Source organism: Niallia sp. Sow4_A1 (assembly GCF_052116745.1).
Lineage (GTDB): Bacteria > Bacillota > Bacilli > Bacillales > Cytobacillaceae > Niallia > Niallia hominis.
Genome location: NZ_JBQKKM010000001.1, coordinates 96,367 through 114,872 on the forward strand (window position 1 = coordinate 96,367; position 18,506 = coordinate 114,872).

At 30.4% G+C, this 18,506-nt stretch carries 13 protein-coding genes; 9 read left to right on the forward strand and 4 right to left on the reverse strand.

The annotated features are described in order from the left end of the window. Window positions 1-156 precede the first annotated feature (156 nt). Together ACTQ5K_RS00455 and tagD are read right to left on the reverse strand one after the other, a co-directional pair. Window positions 157-1,329 (reverse strand): CDP-glycerol glycerophosphotransferase family protein, encoded by a 1,173-nt coding sequence (locus ACTQ5K_RS00455; RefSeq protein WP_285846402.1) that lies wholly within the window; start codon window positions 1,327-1,329, stop codon window positions 157-159. Further along, window positions 1,322-1,717 (reverse strand): glycerol-3-phosphate cytidylyltransferase, encoded by a 396-nt coding sequence (gene tagD / locus ACTQ5K_RS00460; RefSeq protein WP_016202177.1) that lies wholly within the window; start codon window positions 1,715-1,717, stop codon window positions 1,322-1,324. Before tagD ends, ACTQ5K_RS00455 begins: the two co-directional genes overlap by 8 nt. Before the next feature lie 283 nt (window positions 1,718-2,000). On the opposite strand from tagD, the gene ACTQ5K_RS00465 reads away from it, so the two are divergent. Next, a complete protein-coding gene (locus tag ACTQ5K_RS00465) occupies window positions 2,001-4,097 on the forward strand; it encodes a CDP-glycerol glycerophosphotransferase family protein (RefSeq protein ID WP_016202178.1) in 2,097 nt (698 codons plus the stop codon). Between the two features lie 25 nt (window positions 4,098-4,122). Here the strand turns inward: ACTQ5K_RS00465 and tagU are convergent, their stop codons facing one another. Beyond that, on the reverse strand, window positions 4,123-5,052 hold the full coding sequence (tagU, locus tag ACTQ5K_RS00470) for a polyisoprenyl-teichoic acid--peptidoglycan teichoic acid transferase TagU (protein WP_016202179.1): 930 nt from the start codon (window positions 5,050-5,052) through the stop codon (window positions 4,123-4,125). A gap of 270 nt (window positions 5,053-5,322) precedes the next feature. On the opposite strand from tagU, the gene galU reads away from it, so the two are divergent. The 3 genes from galU to ACTQ5K_RS00485 all read left to right on the forward strand — a co-directional run bounded on the left by galU (window position 5,323) and on the right by ACTQ5K_RS00485 (window position 10,694). Continuing rightward, a complete protein-coding gene (gene galU / locus ACTQ5K_RS00475) occupies window positions 5,323-6,213 on the forward strand; it encodes a UTP--glucose-1-phosphate uridylyltransferase GalU (protein ID WP_016202180.1) in 891 nt (296 codons plus the stop codon). Window positions 6,214-6,424: 211 nt separating this feature from the next. Beyond that, on the forward strand, window positions 6,425-9,076 hold the full coding sequence (locus ACTQ5K_RS00480; protein WP_016202181.1) for a glycosyltransferase: 2,652 nt from the start codon (window positions 6,425-6,427) through the stop codon (window positions 9,074-9,076). A gap of 115 nt (window positions 9,077-9,191) precedes the next feature. Further along, window positions 9,192-10,694: a glycosyltransferase gene (locus ACTQ5K_RS00485; RefSeq protein WP_016202182.1), complete on the forward strand. Its 1,503-nt coding sequence runs from the start codon at window positions 9,192-9,194 to the stop codon at window positions 10,692-10,694. A 54-nt stretch (window positions 10,695-10,748) separates the two neighbouring features. Here ACTQ5K_RS00485 and ACTQ5K_RS00490 read toward each other — a convergent pair whose 3' ends face one another. Further along, entirely contained in the window at window positions 10,749-13,196 is a 2,448-nt protein-coding gene (locus ACTQ5K_RS00490) for a glycosyltransferase (RefSeq protein ID WP_251627624.1), read from the reverse strand. Window positions 13,197-13,596: 400 nt separating this feature from the next. Between ACTQ5K_RS00490 and ACTQ5K_RS00495 the strand changes: the two genes are divergently transcribed. The 5 genes from ACTQ5K_RS00495 to ACTQ5K_RS00515 all read left to right on the forward strand — a co-directional run bounded on the left by ACTQ5K_RS00495 (window position 13,597) and on the right by ACTQ5K_RS00515 (window position 18,306). Beyond that, the gene (locus ACTQ5K_RS00495) at window positions 13,597-14,415 is read left to right on the forward strand and encodes an ABC transporter permease (RefSeq protein ID WP_016205206.1); all 819 of its coding nucleotides are present in this window, start codon (window positions 13,597-13,599) and stop codon (window positions 14,413-14,415) included. A 14-nt stretch (window positions 14,416-14,429) separates the two neighbouring features. Beyond that, complete coding sequence (gene tagH / locus ACTQ5K_RS00500; RefSeq protein ID WP_016205205.1) at window positions 14,430-15,209, forward strand: teichoic acids export ABC transporter ATP-binding subunit TagH; 780 nt, start codon at window positions 14,430-14,432, stop codon at window positions 15,207-15,209. Between the two features lie 375 nt (window positions 15,210-15,584). Further along, entirely contained in the window at window positions 15,585-17,126 is a 1,542-nt protein-coding gene (gene istA, locus ACTQ5K_RS00505) for an IS21 family transposase (RefSeq protein ID WP_251627623.1), read from the forward strand. Continuing rightward, on the forward strand, window positions 17,119-17,877 hold the full coding sequence (gene istB / locus ACTQ5K_RS00510; RefSeq protein ID WP_251627622.1) for an IS21-like element helper ATPase IstB: 759 nt from the start codon (window positions 17,119-17,121) through the stop codon (window positions 17,875-17,877). Before istA ends, istB begins: the two co-directional genes overlap by 8 nt. Window positions 17,878-17,967: 90 nt before the next feature. Beyond that, a complete protein-coding gene (locus tag ACTQ5K_RS00515; protein WP_251627621.1) occupies window positions 17,968-18,306 on the forward strand; it encodes a hypothetical protein in 339 nt (112 codons plus the stop codon). Window positions 18,307-18,506: the final 200 nt, after the last annotated feature.

The window sequence follows — 18,506 nt, forward strand, 5'->3', positions numbered from 1 at the left end:
TCATCCTTTCTACTATTTTTTCTTATAGTATATATATACCGCGTTTAAATTCATTGAAAACACTAAAATTATCAACAAAAGCTGACAAGTATTTCCCGAGAAATGTCGGATGGATAAAAAGTGACCTTTAGCCAAAGTGCTAAAGGTCATTTTTTATTAAATTAACCAGTTATTTATCGTTTCGACAACATTCTTACTAGAGCTGCCAATTGAATACGTATTCCATTCTTGATGAAAATCAGCAATTTTTTCTAATTGAAAAGAAGAATGGTGAATGATTTCAACGATCTCTTCGGTTGAAAAAGCAATGGGACCAGGAACAAGTTCATGATAAGGTACCCAAAAACCTCGAGTCTTTCTGTATTCTTCTAAATCATAAGGATAAAAAATCATTGGCTTTTGCAAAAATGAAAATTCAAAAGGTATAGAGGAGTAGTCCGTTATTAATATGTCGGTAATAAATAATAAATCATTCAAAATAGGGTAATCAGAAAAATTATAAACAAAGCCGTTATAGTCACTAAAATCTATTTGATTATTAATGCTAGGATGAAGACGAACAAGAATGATATACTCTGATGCTAAAGCATTTTTTAAATAGGGAAGGTCTAAATGAATTTGATTAGATAATTCTGCTTCATTTTCTCGAAAAGTTGGAGCATAGAGAATAATTTTCTTATTTTTTAGATTGGTATACTTTTTATAAAAGGAGCTTGTCACTTTCTCTATATGTTCTTTATCAAAAAAAATATCTGTTCTTGGTATTCCCATTTGTAGTATTTGACGGGAGGAAGCAGAGAAGGCTTCACAAAAGATAGCAGACATTTTTTCTGAACCAGACAGAATATAGTCAAACTGTTTATAGACAGCTGCGAATCTCTCTTTCGCTTTACTTGAACGATCTTTGACACTTAAGTCTTTCCAGCCAAAAGTTTTAATTGCGCCATTCGCATGCCAAATCTGTATTTTTTTTACATTTTTCTTGAATGTGATAGAAGATAAGAAACCATAATAATTATCTAATATAATCACTTGAGATGTTGCTAAAAAATATATTCCTTTAAGGAAAGATAAAGGATGTTTTGGAGAGAAGTGCAAAACCGTATCTCTTGTAATCCGTTCTTTAAAAAAAGGATGAGTTTTATCATCTGTTAATAAAATGCATTGGATGTTTGGGTAATCTTTCTTTAATTCCTCATAGAGATGAGTAGTATTTTCAACAAAAGACACACAAAAAACTATTTTCTTCTGTAAAGGAAATAGTTTTGCAATTCCAAATAGAAAAGAAAATAGTTTTAAGTATAAGTAAATGGTTAACTCTCTAACCATTTACTTTAAATAAGTCCTTTTTAATTTTTGTTGTGGAAATCCCAACCGTTCTTGGAAGATAAACCACTTCACAGTAATCCTTTAAGAAGTCAAATTTTCCTTCCCAATCGTCTCCCATAACAAAAATATCAATGTTATGATCTACAACATCTCTTATTTTTTGGTCCCAATCATGCTCAGGAATTACTTCATCAACATAACGAATTGCTTCTAAAATCATTTTTCGATTATCATAAGTATGGTATGCTTGTTTATTTTTAATGGCATTAAATTCATCGCTGGAAAGGGCAACTGTTAAATGATCGCCTAATTCCTTAGCTCTCTTTAAGATATTAATATGGCCCCAGTGTAATAAGTCGAAGGTTCCATAAGTAATTACTTTCTTCATTGTTTGCCTCCTATTTAAATAAATTATTTTAAGTATGAGCCTAAATATTATTTTCTTTTTTATTTTATTAAGATGGAAACTTGGTAAAGATGGTATTAGGATTTATTTCATTCTTATATATTAAAGCACTTCCTTTAAACTGACAAGTAAATACAAATAATTTGTAATTTGGCGGAATAAATATGTAATTTTAGTATTACATAATAAGACTAGTTTATTCTCTATATTATCAATAGTAATAATAAAAAACATAACGTGTAGTATAAATTAGGAGATGTGAAATTTGAAAAAGGAATTACCTCATATAATTTTAAGTAGCTTAAATGTTATGGAAACAGAGATGATAATATCATTTGATATAAAACTCAATTTGCTAGATGGAAATAAACTGTTACTACAACTTAATAAAAGAAATAATCAAGGAAAAAAATTAGTGTTTCCTGTAAAAACTAAAAAAATTAAAAATTCCCATGCATTAATGGAAGCAGAAATTGACTTAGAAAAAAATAAAATTTTTTTCAGTGAGATAGATGTACTGGATGTATATATAATAATAAATAATGGAAAATCAGAATCAAAATATCGATTAAAAAGCAAGAATGAGCCATTAGAATTTAAGTTATATATATATGAGTCCTTAGGAAAGACTGTTTATCCATATACAACAAATAAATATAATTTATCTTTTAAAACAATACGAAATGGTATAATTGCAAGAGTGAGTGAGGTCCATCTAGATAGAGAAGGTCTATTATCCTTTTCTGGTTATGTTATTAATACTCAACAAAAAAATGAAATTAACCCTAAAAGATATTTAGTAGTTACAAATCACGATAGTGAATTAATGGAAGAAATGCCTTTGAGAATATTGGATACAAAAGAATTCCAAAAAGACTATTCTCTTTATTATTATAGTGGTGAGATGTTTTTGCCAAAATATATTCAGACAGATGGTTTAGAGTTTTTTAGGTTTTACATAAAAGAAACTTATGAAAAAGATACAAAAATAATTGAAAAATATAGTCCTCGAGTTCAAGTTTCTCCCTTTGAAGATATAAGTCATGAAGCGTTAATCTATATAAAAGGGCTTAAAAGGAAAATTATTGTAAAACAGACAAAGTCAAAAAAGTTTTTATCTACAAAAATTTATGTGTATAATCGAAGAAGAGAATGGAATAGTCAAATTAAAATTAAATTAAAGAAGTGGAAAAATAAAAAAATGTTAAAAAGAATATACAAAGTATTGTTTAAATTAACAAGTATGCTACCAGTAAAAAAAAATACGGTGATTTTTGAGAGTTTTTTAGGAAAACAGTATAGTGACAATCCTCGCGCATTATACGAATATATGAAAGAAAATTATCCTAATTATAAATTATATTGGAGTGTAGACAAAAGATATCTACACAATTTCGAAGGTAAGAATGTAGAGGTTGTTAAGAGATTTTCTATTAAATGGATGTTTGTGATGGCGAGAGCTAACTATTGGGTTAGCAATAGTAGGCTTCCATTATGGATACCTAAACCAAGAAACACTAAGTACATACAAACATGGCATGGAACACCTCTAAAAAAATTAGCAGCTGATATGGATGAGGTACATATGCCAGGAACAGATACAATTAAATATAAGGAGAATTTTCTTAAAGAGTCTTCCAAGTGGGATTATTTAATATCCCCCAATTCGTATTCCTCTGAAATATTCGAGCGAGCGTTCGATTTTAGAAAGAAAATGATTGAATCGGGTTATCCAAGAAATGATGTATTATATAGAGATAATTCGAATGAAAAAATAGAGGAACTTAAGGTTCAATTTAAATTACCATCAGATAAAAAGATTATTCTTTATGCTCCAACATGGAGAGATAATCAATTTTATGGAAGGGGCAAATATAAATTTAATTTAGAATTAGATTTGCCTTTAATGAGAGAGCAATTAGGTGATGAATACATCGTAGTACTTAGAATGCACTATCTTGTAGCGGAAAATTTTGATTTAACACCATATGAGGGGTTTGCATATGATTTTTCAAATTATGAAGATATTAGAGAACTTTATCTGATCTCAGATTTCTTAGTGACAGATTACTCTTCTGTATTTTTTGATTATGCTAACTTAAGAAAACCAATGATCTTTTATGTATATGATATCGAGGAATATCGCGATAAACTCAGAGGGTTCTATTTCGATTTTGAAAAAAAAGCTCCAGGTCCTCTTGTGAAAACAACGAAAGAAGTGATTGGTGCGATAAAGGTTGCTGAATTAGAAGGTTTAAGTGTTGATTTTGAAAACTTCTACAAAAGGTTTTGCTATTTAGAATGTGGAAAATCATCAGAAAGAGTATGGAAAGAAGTATTAAAAGGCGATATCAACTCCTAAAGTTTGATATCGCTCTTTTTTATATTTACTTTATATTTAAATGTTCTTTTAATGTATTCTGGATTTTAGTTTTTTCTGATTCATCTACAATTAGATACCAAACTTTGTTAATTGTTTGCCCGGTACCAGTGATAGTTAATTGTTCGATATTATTGGCAGCACTTTTATAATTAGCTTGGATATCAACCATTTCATCAAAAGTGATGTCTGTCTTTATATTTTTACCCAGTGCCTCAAAGATATTATGAAAATTAGTTAATGAATTTAAACTAGCCCCTTTTTTCACAACAGCTTCAATAATCATTCTTTGTCGAAGTTGTCTGCCGAAGTCACCTCTAGGGTCGTCGTATCTCATTCGTGAGAATTTTAATGCATCTTCTCCGTTTAATGTAAGGGTTCCTTTTTTAAAATGTACTCCTTCATAGGTGAAATCGAGGTCATTATTTACTGTAACTCCACCTACAGCATTAACGATATCTTGAAAACCTTCCATATTAATTTGCATATAGTAATCAATAGGAATGTCAAGGAAATTTTCAACTGTATCCATTGCCATGGCGACACCGCCAAAAGCATATGCATGATTGATTTTATCAGTTGTTCCATGCCCTATGATTTCTGTACGAGTGTCACGAGGAATACTTAATAATTTTGCTGATTTCTTTTCAGGATTAACTGTGACCACAATCATGGTATCAGAACGTCCCTTATCTCCATCACGTTCATCAACACCAAGCATTAATATGGAAAAGGGTTCTTTGTTATTCAAACTTAATGTTTTATCTCGTTTAGAAGTTTCCCGTTCAATTGGTTGCTGCATAGTTTCAACAGCATTATTTAAAGAGTTCCAAACACTATATATATAAATTCCAACACCTATTAATAGTAATAATACTACTATTAGGGTAATTCGTAGCCATTTACGCTTCTTTTTTTTGGGCCTTTTAGTATCCATTCTTCTAAATCCTCCATATCTTGACAAAAATTGATAACTAATATAAGAATACCAGAAAGAATCAATAAAAGGTATAATTAATTTGAATAGTTGCTTAATGCAAAATCTAATCGCTATTCTATTAATATGCATCATAAGAAGTTGAATTTATACAAGCGATAATAAATATTATTGAGAATATAGGGGAAAAATAATATATAGAAGTTATGTTGGACAAAAAGAGGTAAAAATAATAAAATATATTATTATTTTTCTTAAGGAGGCTAATGAATGAGTAGAGTGAAAAAAGCCATAATACCAGCTGCCGGACTTGGAACTAGATTCTTACCAGCAACTAAAGCGATGCCAAAAGAAATGTTGCCTATTGTAGATAAACCAACTATTCAATATATTGTAGAGGAAGCTGTTGCCTCGGGAATTGAGGATATCATTATTGTAACAGGAAAAGGTAAAAGGGCGATAGAAGACCATTTTGATAATTCGTTGGAATTAGAAGAAAATCTAGTTGCAAAGGAAAAGTTCGAGCTACTTGCGAAAGTAAAGGAATCGGCAAATGTAGATATCCATTATATACGACAAAAACAACCCAAAGGTCTAGGACATGCTGTATGGTGTGCTAGAAATTTTATTGGAAATGAACCATTCGCGGTTCTTTTAGGTGATGATATTGTTGATAGTAAAAAGCCATGTTTAGGGCAATTAATCGAACAATACGATGAGACGTTATCTTCGGTAATTGGTGTTCAAAGTGTTCCAGAATCAGAAACTCATCGCTATGGAATTATTGACCCTGCAAGCCAGGTTGGTAGAAGATATCAAGTTAGTAGATTTGTTGAAAAACCTAAGCAAGGTACCTCTCCTTCGAATTTAGCGATTATAGGAAGGTATATTTTCACACCTCAGATATTCCGTTTTCTTGAAACGCAGGAGATAGGAGCAGGTGGAGAGATACAGTTGACGGATGCAATTGAGAAATTAAATCAAATCCAAAGAGTATTTGCTTATCAATTTGAGGGCAATCGCTATGATGTTGGAGAACAATTAGGTTTTATTCAAACTACAATTGAATTTGCGTTAAAGCGTGAAGATCTTAGTGAACCCTTAAAGGATTATTTAATTCAGCTAACGCAAAAACTTGTAGGAGAGCAAAATAATATTTAACTGTTACTTTTAGGGGAAATAGGAGCGTTCCCCTTTTTATTATGGGGAATTAATCTATCTTGCCTAAACGGTAGAATTAAGTATATAAAAACATTATAATAATGGTTGAATATTAAATATGATTTATTCTTAATGAATTATTTTCTATAGAATAAAAAAGAAACGTAAGGTAAAAGTTAAAATTAATATCACCGTATAAGGGGAAATAAACTTGAAGAAAAATATCTTAAAACCACTAAGATTAGCTAGGAAAACAGTGGAAAAAATAACTGGTTATGAAATTAATGTAACAGACCCAAATGGAAGATCTAGAAAAAAGACTAAATTTAATACTTTAATTAAGAAAGAAATGATTGAAAAGAAAGAATTAATTGTTAGAAAGAATAGAGATATTTCAACTAACACTGAGAAAATGTATTTTACAAATAAGAGTTTTAGTCAAGTAGTTGATTATACAAATTATTATGAGATTTTGGAAGTCAGAGATAATACTATTTTTTATGAAAGTTTCCACGGGAAAAATATGACTTGTAATCCTTATGCAATTTTCAAAACACTAATTAAGGATCCGAGGTTCTCTGATTTTCATCATGTTTGGGCACTAAATAACTTAAACGATTGCCCTAAAGAGTATCTCAATTTGCCAAATGTGGAATTTGTTAGAGTAAACTCAGAGGAATATCTCCAATACTTAGCTTCTTGTAAATATTTAATTAATAATACATCTTTTCCTCCTTACTTTATAAAAAAAGAAGGGCAAATTTATGTTAATACATGGCATGGTACGCCATTAAAAACATTAGGTAAAGATATGGAAGGATCATTAGGTCAGCATAAGAATCTCATGAGAAATTTTCTACATACAGATTACTTAGTTTCACCTAATAAATTTACCATCGACAAAATTATTGATTCTCATGATTTAAGGGGAATATATAATGGACAGATAATTGAATCAGGTTACCCACGGATTGACTTGGTGAAAGAAGATAACAATGTACTTGCTAATAAATTAAATATTAAAACAGATAAAAAAGTGATTCTTTATGCCCCAACATGGAGGGGCGAAGTTGGGAATGTTTCTGGTGAAATCAATAAGATAATAAGAGACATGAGAAAGCTTAAGTCAGTACTAGGGAAAGAATATGTCATTTTATTAAAAGTTCATACGTTAATGCAGAAATATATAAAGCAAAACAAATTAGATTTCGATGTAGTTCCGGATAAAATTGATAGTAATGAGTTATTTAGTGATGTAGATATTCTTGTTACGGACTATTCAAGTATTTTCTTTGACTTTTTAGCAACAAAAAAACCGGTTATCTTTTATGCCTATGATCGAGAAGAATACGAACGTGATAGAGGTTTTTATTTAAACTTAGATGATATGCCGGGGGCTATCTGTTCTACCATTGAAAGTGTGATAAAAGAGATTAAAAATGCATCAAATTATCAGGACGTATTTAATGAAAAGTTGGACAAATGTATAAATGAATTTTTATATTTAGAAGACGGTGCTAGCACACAAAGAGTAATTGATACAGTATTTTTCGAGAATAAGCAACATACTTATTCGGTAAAAAATGATAAAAAAACAATTGTTATGTATTGTGGAGGTTTCTTAAATAATGGAGTCACTACTTCTGCTGTCAATCTGATGAATAATATTGATTACGAGAGATACAATGTTATTGTAGCGGACAAATCAGAATTTGATGAAGAAAGTTCAAAAAACTTCATGAAGTTAAATAATCATGTGAAGAAATTATATAGAGTTGGAAGTATGAATGTCTCATTGAATGAGCTAGAAAGTCAAAATCAATTATTTGCTTATGCAGCTGAACAATTTTATAAAAAAGGTCCAATGAATTATCTAGAAGAAGATATTATTACTATGTACAAAAGAGAATTCAAACGCATGTTTGGGACAGTTGATATAGATATAGCAATTGACTTTAGCGGTTATGTTAAATTTTGGAGTATTCTTTTTGCAGCGAATGATATTTCCAAAAAAGCTATTTTCCAACATAATGATATGATGGAGGAATATGATAAAATCGTAGATAATGAATATAAACATAAGGAAAATCTAAGTGTTATTTTTCCGCTTTATAATAAGTATGATCATGTTATTGCGGTATCTAAGCATACAAGAAATAAGAATAAAGCAGGTTTATCTCATCTAGTGGTCAATAGTGATCAAAAAATGGTTTATGTTCATAACTCTATTAATTATCAATATGTCCTTAACGCCATTGCCTCAGTGGAAAAAGTGCAAGTGAATAACAAAGAATATTATATTGAGAAAAATGGGGACATAAATCAAATCCTAGATGGTAATGCAATAAAAGTACCTGATACATCTAAATTTAACTTTGTAACCATGGGGCGCATGTCTCCAGAGAAAGATCAAATTAAATTGATTAAGGCATTCGCAGAATTCCATAAAGAGTATAAGGATACAGAGTTATATATTATTGGTACGGGAGAATTAGAAGAGGAGATAAGATCAACTATTAAGTCTTTTGGGTTAAATGATCAAATTCATCTGGTGGGACAATTAGATAATCCATTCCCCTTAATACAAGATTGCGATTGTTTCGTCTTATCTTCTAACCATGAAGGACAGCCTATGGTACTGTTGGAATGTTTAATCTTAAATAAACCTATTGTTGCAACAGATATACCAGGGAATAGAAGTGTTCTAGAGAATGGCTATGGAGAATTAGTGGAGAATAGTATAGAAGGTTTAGTGCAAGGCTTAAAAAAAATGAGAGAAGTAAAACCAACATTTAAGAAGTTTGACTACGTAGAATATAATAAGTCTGCTATGGAAATGTTTTATAGTTATATTCAGGTTTAATTATTTACAATATAGGGAAGATGTCCTTTATTCAACATCTTCCCAAAATATATATGGTTAGTAAAAGTTATAAAGGGTTAAAAAGGTTAAAATAAGAATAAGGATGAGTTGTTTTATGAAAAATAGTAATCTAACTCCTATAATGGTAATGGGAAATATATTTAAAAAAAATGGAGGAGTAACTAAGGCAATATACCATCGTGTGAACGCGCTTATAAAAGAATATAATGAGGTAATAATTTGTACTTTTAATTATCATCCCAATTTTAACGAACTAGTAGAGTATCATAAGAGTAACGGAAATATAGATCAAAAAGTAAAAATTTTCAACTTGTTTGAATCAACGGATCAATTTATAAATAATCAAACTTATATTAATAACTCAAAAGAAGCAAGATTTTTGGATGAAAACATGAGATATCAGGATAAAAATAACCCTAATGTTTATAGATGTTTTAATAAGTCTGGTCATTATGTAATGTATGAGTTATACAGAGAGAATAACATTGAATTTGTTGATCATTTTGAGGTGCCGTGGACAAGGGTTAGAAAAGAAATTTTTGATTCTAATGGAAATACTAGAAAAGTAATACATATGGATAAATTAAAAAATAAACCAGCTTTTAATTGTTATTATTCACCTGATGGAACATCAGTGCTATCTACAAAAGTTGATATAAATACAGGAAAAGAAACTAATTTCTTTTATCATATTAATGGTCAAGAATACCAAAATGAATTAGAATTATTAGCAGGTTGGTTACAAGGAATAGTAAATATGTTTAGTAATCCTGTGCTTTTTATAGATAAAAGAGAATTTGTTCTTCCATTTATGAATATAAAGCATGAAAATTTAAAGAAAATTTTTATTTTGCATAACGTGCATCTTAAAACTCCATATGATGATATTACGAAATTGGAACCAACTTGTGAACCGCTATTTCAAAATATTAACAGTATAGATAAATTAGTAGTGCTTACTAATGAACAATATAAAGATATAAGTAAGGTGTTTGGTCATGAAAATAAAATGGTAGTTATACCACATTTTCAAAATAAAGTGGAGATATTTCACACAACGAGGGAAGAGAATTTAGTCATTTCTTTAGCAAGATATCATCGACAAAAAAATTTAAAAGATGCTATACAAGTTATAAAAAAGGTTGCAAAAAAAATTCCTAATGTAAAGTACCACATATACGGATATGGTGCGCTAGAAAAAGAGTTAGAAAATCAAATTAAAGAATTGAATCTAGAAAATAATATCCAGCTCAAGGGTTTTACCGATAATCCAATAGCAGAATTACAGAAAGCTTCTGTTATGTTAATGACCTCTTTATATGAGGGATCTCCACTAGTTATCAACGAAGCTTTAGCTTGTGGAACTCCAATTGTATCTTATAATACAAGGTATGGCCCAAACGAAGTAGTTAGAAATGGAGTAGATGGCATTATAACAGAAAAATATGACATAGATGCTACTGCAAAAGCTGTAATTGAATTATTAAAAAATAAAAAATTGTATCAAAGAATGTCTGAAAATGGTCCAGAAGTTGTCCAAAGATATAATGAAAAAGAAATATCACAAAAATGGATTGACATGTTAGCGAATTTATAATGATAGAAAAAAGAATCTCCTACTAGTGTAAAAGTTGGAGATTCTTTTTTCTGTTTAAAGAATTTCTTTATAAAATTTATCTAATGCTTCTTTATTATAAGACGTATAGTTAAACATATTAAATCTTGGTAGATTATTATTCAAATATTGTTCCATACCTTGAACTAATCCATTTACACTATTTTCAACAATTAATCCATAATCTTCTTGCAAAATACTTCTATTTCCAGGTATATCTGTAGCTATTATAGGCATGCCAATAATAAGATTTTCTAATAGCACCATAGGCTGTCCTTCATGATTAGACGAAAGAATAAAACAATCACATTGGCTAATTAGAGAATACGGATTTGTTAATTGGCCTGTAAAGATTACATTTTTTTGTAATCCTAAATTATAAGTCAATTCTTTTAATTGTGTCTCAAGAACTCCTTCGCCAATAATATATAACATACTATCTTTCTTTTTCGTATAAAATTCTTTAAATGCCCTTAATAATTTTTCATGATCTTTTTCAGGAGAAAGTCTTCCCATAGTAACAAAGTTAATTTTATTCTTAGTTGGTTTTTTTATACCTTTAATTTGCAAATTTCCATCAGAAATGTCCTTGCTAGAGAGTAAAAAGGTAGTCTCCTCCAAAACCATTTCTTCATTTACTTTGATCTGTTGCTTAATTTTTTCTGAATCTATACAGTTATGAACATAAACTGTTTTGGTCTCTTCCATATATTTAGAAAGATTTTTAATATTTTCATCTCTTGTATTTTTGGAAACAGCAATTATTTTGTCGAAATATTTATAGATAGGAAAAATTAGATTCATCTTTTGTTTATGTTTAAATTTATTGTTGATTTTCTTATAGTATTCAGCATGCATATCGTTATGTTGGTATATTGCTTTCTTTTTGAATCCCCCGAAAGCAAATATAAATGACCAAAATGGAACATATCCACTAAAATCTATGGCCACATCATAATCTATATTACCGAAAAGCCTTTGAGCCTCTCTTTTATATAAGTTAAAAGGAAGATATTTTTCTAATCGGTTATTAATTAATCCTTTTTTAGTGATGTAATGATGGATATACCATTCGCTTACAGAAATATTCATAGCGCCAACTCTAATTAACTTTGTTGCGTTATGATTAATTTTTTTGAAGTTCTCAATGGATGCTTTGTCTGTTCTTATATTGTCCACTACAATCACATTAAACCTATCGTAATCAATATTGTTTATAAGGTTAATGGCAGAAGTGGTAATACCGTTATTTAAAAAACCTCCACAATAGAAAATTAAATTGGTTTTTTCATTTGCTATACTATAGATTTTCCATGAAGAATTGTTGTTTAAAACGGAATCTATAATTTTTGGTGTTATCTTACTCGTTTCACTTCCATATTTTATGTCAGAAGTTAAGGTATTAGACATGTTTCTCATGGCTTTAGTAACAGCAGTTAAATCTGTACAAATTTTAACTGGAATTTCAAAAGAATCAACTTCTTCGTTAGTAAAAAATATTATTGGACGATTTGTAAAAGCAAAGTCATTTATAATATGCATATTATCTGAAATAAGAAAGTCTGTAATAGATAATATTTCATTTATGTCCATATAGGAAGGAATTATGAGATCCTTTAAATTTTCATTTATAGTAGCAGGAGGAAGTCCCTCAATATTTAGTAAAAGTTGAAATCCTGTAGGAATATTCAGCTTTAGTTGTGCAAGGAAATCTGTTAGTTTTATATCATCATTTTGTTTACTGAAGTACTCATTTTTCCATGTTGTAGAATAAATGATTAATTTCTGATTGCTCTTATAGGTGGTGCAATTTGATAACTGTTTCTTAACCAATTGACTATTTGAATTCAAAACCAAATCAATTCTCGGGTAGCCTTCTGCTAAAATTTTCCCTTTGAATATACCATCTAAATCATATGAACCCATCAAATTTTTTGCGTTTTGCAAACTATCTGTAAGTAGGTAGTCTACTTGTAAGAAATTTCTTTGAGTATTTGCATAAACTCTCCCATAGTTAGAGCTTTCATCATATAAGGAAGGTGTATTATGCCATGTATTCACATAAATTTGCTCTTCTCTTTTTTGAAAGTAGCTTGGAAATGAATGGTTATTAATTAAGTATTTTGCAGAAGCAAGATACATTAAATACTCATCACTATGAAGTTTAACAAATTTAACATTAGACATAGAACTATATTGATTAATCGTGGGATTATTTATATCATTTACGACCCATATATGTTTATAACCCTTGTAGCTTGGATGGGAAATAAGTTCCTTAAAAATAGCTAAAGGACTATCGGACATCCCCATTCCATTATGAGACTGGTATAATATAGTGTTATGTAGTATAGCTTTCTTTTTAAAATAGTCAGTATATGAATTAATCATTTTAAATTCTCTATCTGTTGCTCGTTTAATATAAGGTAATCTAATAAGCTCAATTAATGTAAATATTTTATTGAAAAAATTTTTTATGGCCATTTTTAATATACTCCTCTTTTAACATTGGTCTTTGTATAGTATAGCAATTTATCTTATAAGTATAAAAAGATTTTCTTTTTTTTTATTATAAAAGAATAATCTACTGAAAAAAATTATACTTTATTCTTTTATAATTTCCTGTATAAAGAATTTAATGTTTCGAATTAGCGTAAAAAGTGAATTAAATTTGGGAAGAATATTAGAAGAAAATGAAGATATATGATAAAATATGTAGGCTATTACTTTAAAAGCTAAGGGAGGGAATATACATAAACTGAATCATAAAGAGATGAGATAAAAAGGAAGAATCACTTACTTATAGGATAATAATAACTTTAAATAAAAATAATGATAAAAAAATAAATACAATTAGGTTTGTTTTAGGAAGGGCATAATAAAAATGAGTTCTATTATCAATGTTATAAAAGAGCAAATAGATAATTTTCATTTAATAAGAAGATTGTCTATGTATGAACTTAAGAGTTCAAATAGGAATAATTATTTGGGGATATTATGGGAGTTTATCAATCCTGGTATTCAAATTGCAATCTATTGGTTTGTTTTTGGATATGTTCAAAAAAGACCAACTGTTGATGGTGCAAATGGACAAGAGATACCTTTTTTTATATGGATGCTAGCTGGGATTGTGCTGTGGTTTTTCATTTATCCAGCTATAACGCAAGGATCTAAATCTATATACACTAGGTTACGAATGGTCTCAAGAATGAATTTTCCGTTAAGTGCCATTCCGTCTTATGTCATGCTGTCCTTATTATATCCGCAGCTCTTATTAATGGTTGCTGTTATTATAATTTTTCAATTTATTGGTTATCCAATATCTATATATTATATTCAGTTACCGTACTTCTTATTTGCAGCCATTATCTTTTTATTTTCATTATCACTTATTACATCGACTATAGCTACTATAGTTCGTGACTTTCAAATGCTGTTACAATCCCTAATGAGAGTTCTGTTGTATGTAACTCCTATATTGTGGCCAGTGCATAATTTAGGTGATACATTTAAATTTATCATGAAATTAAATCCAGTCTATTATTTAATAGAAGGATATCGATATGCCCTATTAGGACAAGGTTGGTTTATTATAGAACATCCAGCTATAACGATATACTTTTGGGCTGTAGTTTTCCTATTATTGACTATAGGATCTTATATGCATGTGCGTTTCAGAAGACACTTTATTGACTTTTTATAATTGGAAGTGGTTAGATGGAAAAATCTGTTGTAGTGAAAAATTTAACAAAAAGATATAAGTTATATAATAATAAATCGGAAAAACTAAAGGATGTATTTTTTCCTAAAGATTATGGAGAACCATTTTATGCTTTAAGAAACGTTAGTTTTGAAGCAGACCATGGCGATGTTATAGGATTTGTTGGAGTAAATGGATCCGGTAAATCTACTTTATCTAATATTATTGCAGGAATTGTTCCGCCTACATCTGGTGAGGTTTTAATTGACGGACAAGCATCTCTTATAGCTGTAGCAGCGGGTGTCAATAATGAATTAACGGGTCGTGAAAATATTGAACTAAAGTGTTTGATGCTTGGCTTTACTAAAGACCAGATAAAAGTGCTTGAACCAAAGATTATTGAGTTCTCCGAATTAGGAAAATTTATTGATCAGCCAGTAAAATCATATTCAAGTGGAATGAAATCAAGACTTGGGTTTGGTATTTCTGTTCATACAGATCCTGATGTTCTTATTATAGATGAGGCATTGTCAGTAGGAGACAAGGCGTTTGCAGATAAATGTTTAGCGAAAATGGAAGAGTTTAAAGAGCGTGGTAAGACGATGTTCTTTGTAAGTCATTCTATTGGACAGATGAAGCAATTTTGTCAAAAAGGAATCTGGATTGAGCATGGACAAGTTAAGATGATTGGAAGTATAAATGAGGTTTTATCCTCTTATGAGGAGTTTTTAAAGACATATAATAAAATGTCCCCTGAGGAAAAGCAAGCTTTTAGAGAAAAAGGGTTTGAAAGTTAAATAATATATTAGCTAGATGTGTAAAGGAAACCTTAACGATTTTTTGGAGACCTCAATCACATCTAGCTTTTTTTGTTATTTTAAATTATATCTACAACTAACTCTAAATTACATAAGTAGTATTGATGATAAAATTTTTAAACATTGTTGTACCCCTTTTTATGGAAAACTAAATTAGGTTTGTACGTTTAACTGGTATCTTTGGATATTATAGATAACCACTATATAAATTCTATAAGGAAGATCATTGTAACCGCTAGAATAAAATAGACAGTTTTCGCTAGAATCCCGTGAACACTTTCGCCAAACATATAGACAATCTAGTAAACTAGAATTATTCGTTTACTGGAGGTTAAAGACTTGGAGGGAAAGTTAGTGTTATATATTGAGATTCATCAACTATTTAAGCGTAAATTAAAGATTGCTCAAATTGCTAAACATTTAAAAATTAATCGGGGGACTGTCTATAAGTATTTAGGAATGTCTTTTGAAGAAGCACAGGAGTATTTAGGAAACCCACTTCAAAAGCCTAAAAAACTAGATCCCTATCGGGATTGGATTGTAGCTTGGTTAGAGGAGTACCCTCATTTAAGTGCTGCACAAATTCAAGATTGGCTATTAGAACGTCATCCCAATTTAGAGATTGGAGAAAGCACGGTACGTTCTTATGTAAAAGAAATTCGCGAAATATATCAGATTGAGAAAAAAGCCATTGTTAGACATTACGAGGCTGTACCTGAACAGCCGATGGCTAAGCAGCTACAAGTGGACTGGGGTGAAACAAAGCAGAAAACGATAAAGAAAAAAGAAGTTAAATTGTATTTCATCGCTTTTGTCTTGGCGCATTCACGTTATAAATATATGGAGTGGCTAGACCGGCCTTTTACAACAAAGGATGCCATTCGCTGTCACGAAAATGCATTTCGCTTTTTTGGTGGTTATACAGAGGAAATTGTTTATGATCAAGACCATTTACTTTCCGTTAGTGAAAATGCAGGAGATTTAATTTTAACGTCAGAATTTCAAGCCTATATAAAAGAACGTAAGTTTCGCGTACACTTATGTCGAAAAGCCGATCCTGAGTCAAAAGGGATGATAGAAAACGTGGTGAAATACATAAAAGGTAATTTCGCAGATAGTCGCGTCTTTAAAGACATTGAGAGTTGGAATGTAAGTGCATTACAATGGTTAGATCGTACAGGTAATAAGAATGTACATAATACAACGAAAAAGAGACCAGTTGAAGTGTTTCTCGTCGAAAAGCAACACTTACAGCCAGTCTCCCCTATACTTTCATTAGAAAGTAACCATACAGTAATTATACCAAGGAACATAAATAAGGACAATACGATTCGCTTCAAGTCAAATCGTTATTCAGTTCCTGTTGGAACTTATGGGTCGCAACCAGACAATCAAGTGTACCTCAAAATAAAACAAGATACGTTGATTATTCTAACTCAGGCAGATGGCGAGATACTAGCTGAACATAAAATTAGTAATGAAAAAGGTAGACTTATTAAGAATAGAAATCATTCACGCGACCGTTCTAAAGGAATTGAGGAGATAAAACAAAGCGTCATTTCTAGTTTTGAAAAGCAGGAAGATGCAAGAGCCTATATAGATGAAATTTGTCAAATCTATACTCGTTATCGACGCGATCAACTAGCTATTCTTTTATCTGTCATAAAAAGCGATCCAGAATGGATTAATCAGGCACTTCAAAAATGTATCTACGAAAAACTTTATAGCGCCAATGATTTCCGCGATGTGGTTAATTATTTAAGTAAGTCAAATACAGAATCTATTTCCGCAATTTATAAGAGTAATATTGTGCCAACTTCTAAAACAAAAATTAAAGTAACAACACGCTCTATAAGTACATATACAAGCATTTTGGAGGGTGTATCCAATGAATAAAACCGTCAAGGAGTTACAAGACTACTTTCGCCAACTAAGATTAGCTGAAACTGCAGAGGAACTTCCTCAACTCCTTCGTGAAGCAGAAAAAGCATCATGGACTTATTTAGAATTCTTAGAAGCAGTTACAACATTCGAACTAAATAAACGTGAGATAAAAAGTATGGAGCGAAGAATGAAATGGGCTCGTTTCCCTTTTGTTAAAACGCTTCATGAATTCAATGTAGAAGAACAAACTGCCATTACAGAACGGCAGTTAACACAACTTCAAGAATTTAGCTGGCTAGAAAAACAGTATAATTTAATTTTATTAGGACCTCCTGGTGTAGGAAAAACGTTTCTAGCCGTAGGGCTAGGAATACAGGCTATCCAAAAAGGATTCCAAGTGTATTTTGTGACAATGGGCGAACTAATCCAGCTACTGAAAACACAAGAATTTGCGCATAAATCACAGGTGCAATTGAAAAGATTACAGGCATCTGATTTAGTAATCATCGATGACTTGATGTATATGGCAATGGATCAACGTGAGGCAAACCTATTCTTTCAACTGGTTAATCACTTGTATGAACGAAGTTCGATTGTTTTAACCTCAAATAAGAGTCCTGACCAATGGAGTGAGCTAATGGGAGATCAAGGTATAACTACAGCAATTTTGGACCGTTTGTTACATCGAGTAGAGGTTATTCGCATGAATGGCGAAAGTTATCGCATGAAAAATAGACAGCATGTATTTCAAGAAAAAATGTAAATGGAAAATAAGCGATAACTACAAAATTCTATTTAAAGGTGGCAAAACTATTTAGAATCAGTTAACTCAGTAAGCCGGAGGTTTTAAAAGATGGTTAAATTATTAAATGAAAATGAAGCTACCCTACTTATTCATTCATATGGGATAAAATGTGATGTGCAGATGGTAAAACAATGGTTAAAAGAAGGAAAACTCAAAGGAGTTGAAAAAGAAGGGAATACTATTATAGAGGAAGGAGCAGTTTATAACTTCTTAGCAGCATATAGATGGGAAGGGACTGCATATGAACAAGGAATAGATGACCAGCTAAAGATTAGTAGATTATTAGAAGAAGTTGAGGATTATAGACAAAGAGTGATCGAATTAGAAAAAGAGAAATCACAACTGAAGGAACAATTACAGAACTTACTAGGAATTATGCCGTTCTAAGTTTAGGAGGTATTTTTCTCCACCCATTTTAAACAGGTTTGGTAGGAGAACATTGAATAAATGGATAATCAAGGATTACGGCTGTCAATTTAGATCGTCAGTTATATGATGTAAAGGTTCTTACATAAATGGCGATCGCAAATAATAGGCAGCTGTATCTTTAGCAAAAGTGTTCATTACAAACGAGCAAAAAATGTTCA

Excerpts from the sequence above, each read along its gene's own strand:
- tagD (WP_016202177.1), bottom strand. The coding sequence starts at position 1,717 with ATGAAGAAAGTAATTACTTATGGAACCTTCGACTTATTACACTGGGGC.
- tagH (WP_016205205.1), top strand. The coding sequence starts at position 14,430 with ATGGAAAAATCTGTTGTAGTGAAAAATTTAACAAAAAGATATAAGTTA.
- tagU (WP_016202179.1), bottom strand. The coding sequence starts at position 5,052 with ATGGATACTAAAAGGCCCAAAAAAAAGAAGCGTAAATGGCTACGAATT.
- istB (WP_251627622.1), top strand. The coding sequence starts at position 17,119 with ATGAATAAAACCGTCAAGGAGTTACAAGACTACTTTCGCCAACTAAGA.
- ACTQ5K_RS00495 (WP_016205206.1), top strand. The coding sequence starts at position 13,597 with ATGAGTTCTATTATCAATGTTATAAAAGAGCAAATAGATAATTTTCAT.
- ACTQ5K_RS00455 (WP_285846402.1), bottom strand. The coding sequence starts at position 1,329 with ATGGTTAGAGAGTTAACCATTTACTTATACTTAAAACTATTTTCTTTT.
- ACTQ5K_RS00490 (WP_251627624.1), bottom strand. The coding sequence starts at position 13,196 with ATGGCCATAAAAAATTTTTTCAATAAAATATTTACATTAATTGAGCTT.
- ACTQ5K_RS00485 (WP_016202182.1), top strand. The coding sequence starts at position 9,192 with ATGAAAAATAGTAATCTAACTCCTATAATGGTAATGGGAAATATATTT.
- ACTQ5K_RS00515 (WP_251627621.1), top strand. The coding sequence starts at position 17,968 with ATGGTTAAATTATTAAATGAAAATGAAGCTACCCTACTTATTCATTCA.
- galU (WP_016202180.1), top strand. The coding sequence starts at position 5,323 with ATGAGTAGAGTGAAAAAAGCCATAATACCAGCTGCCGGACTTGGAACT.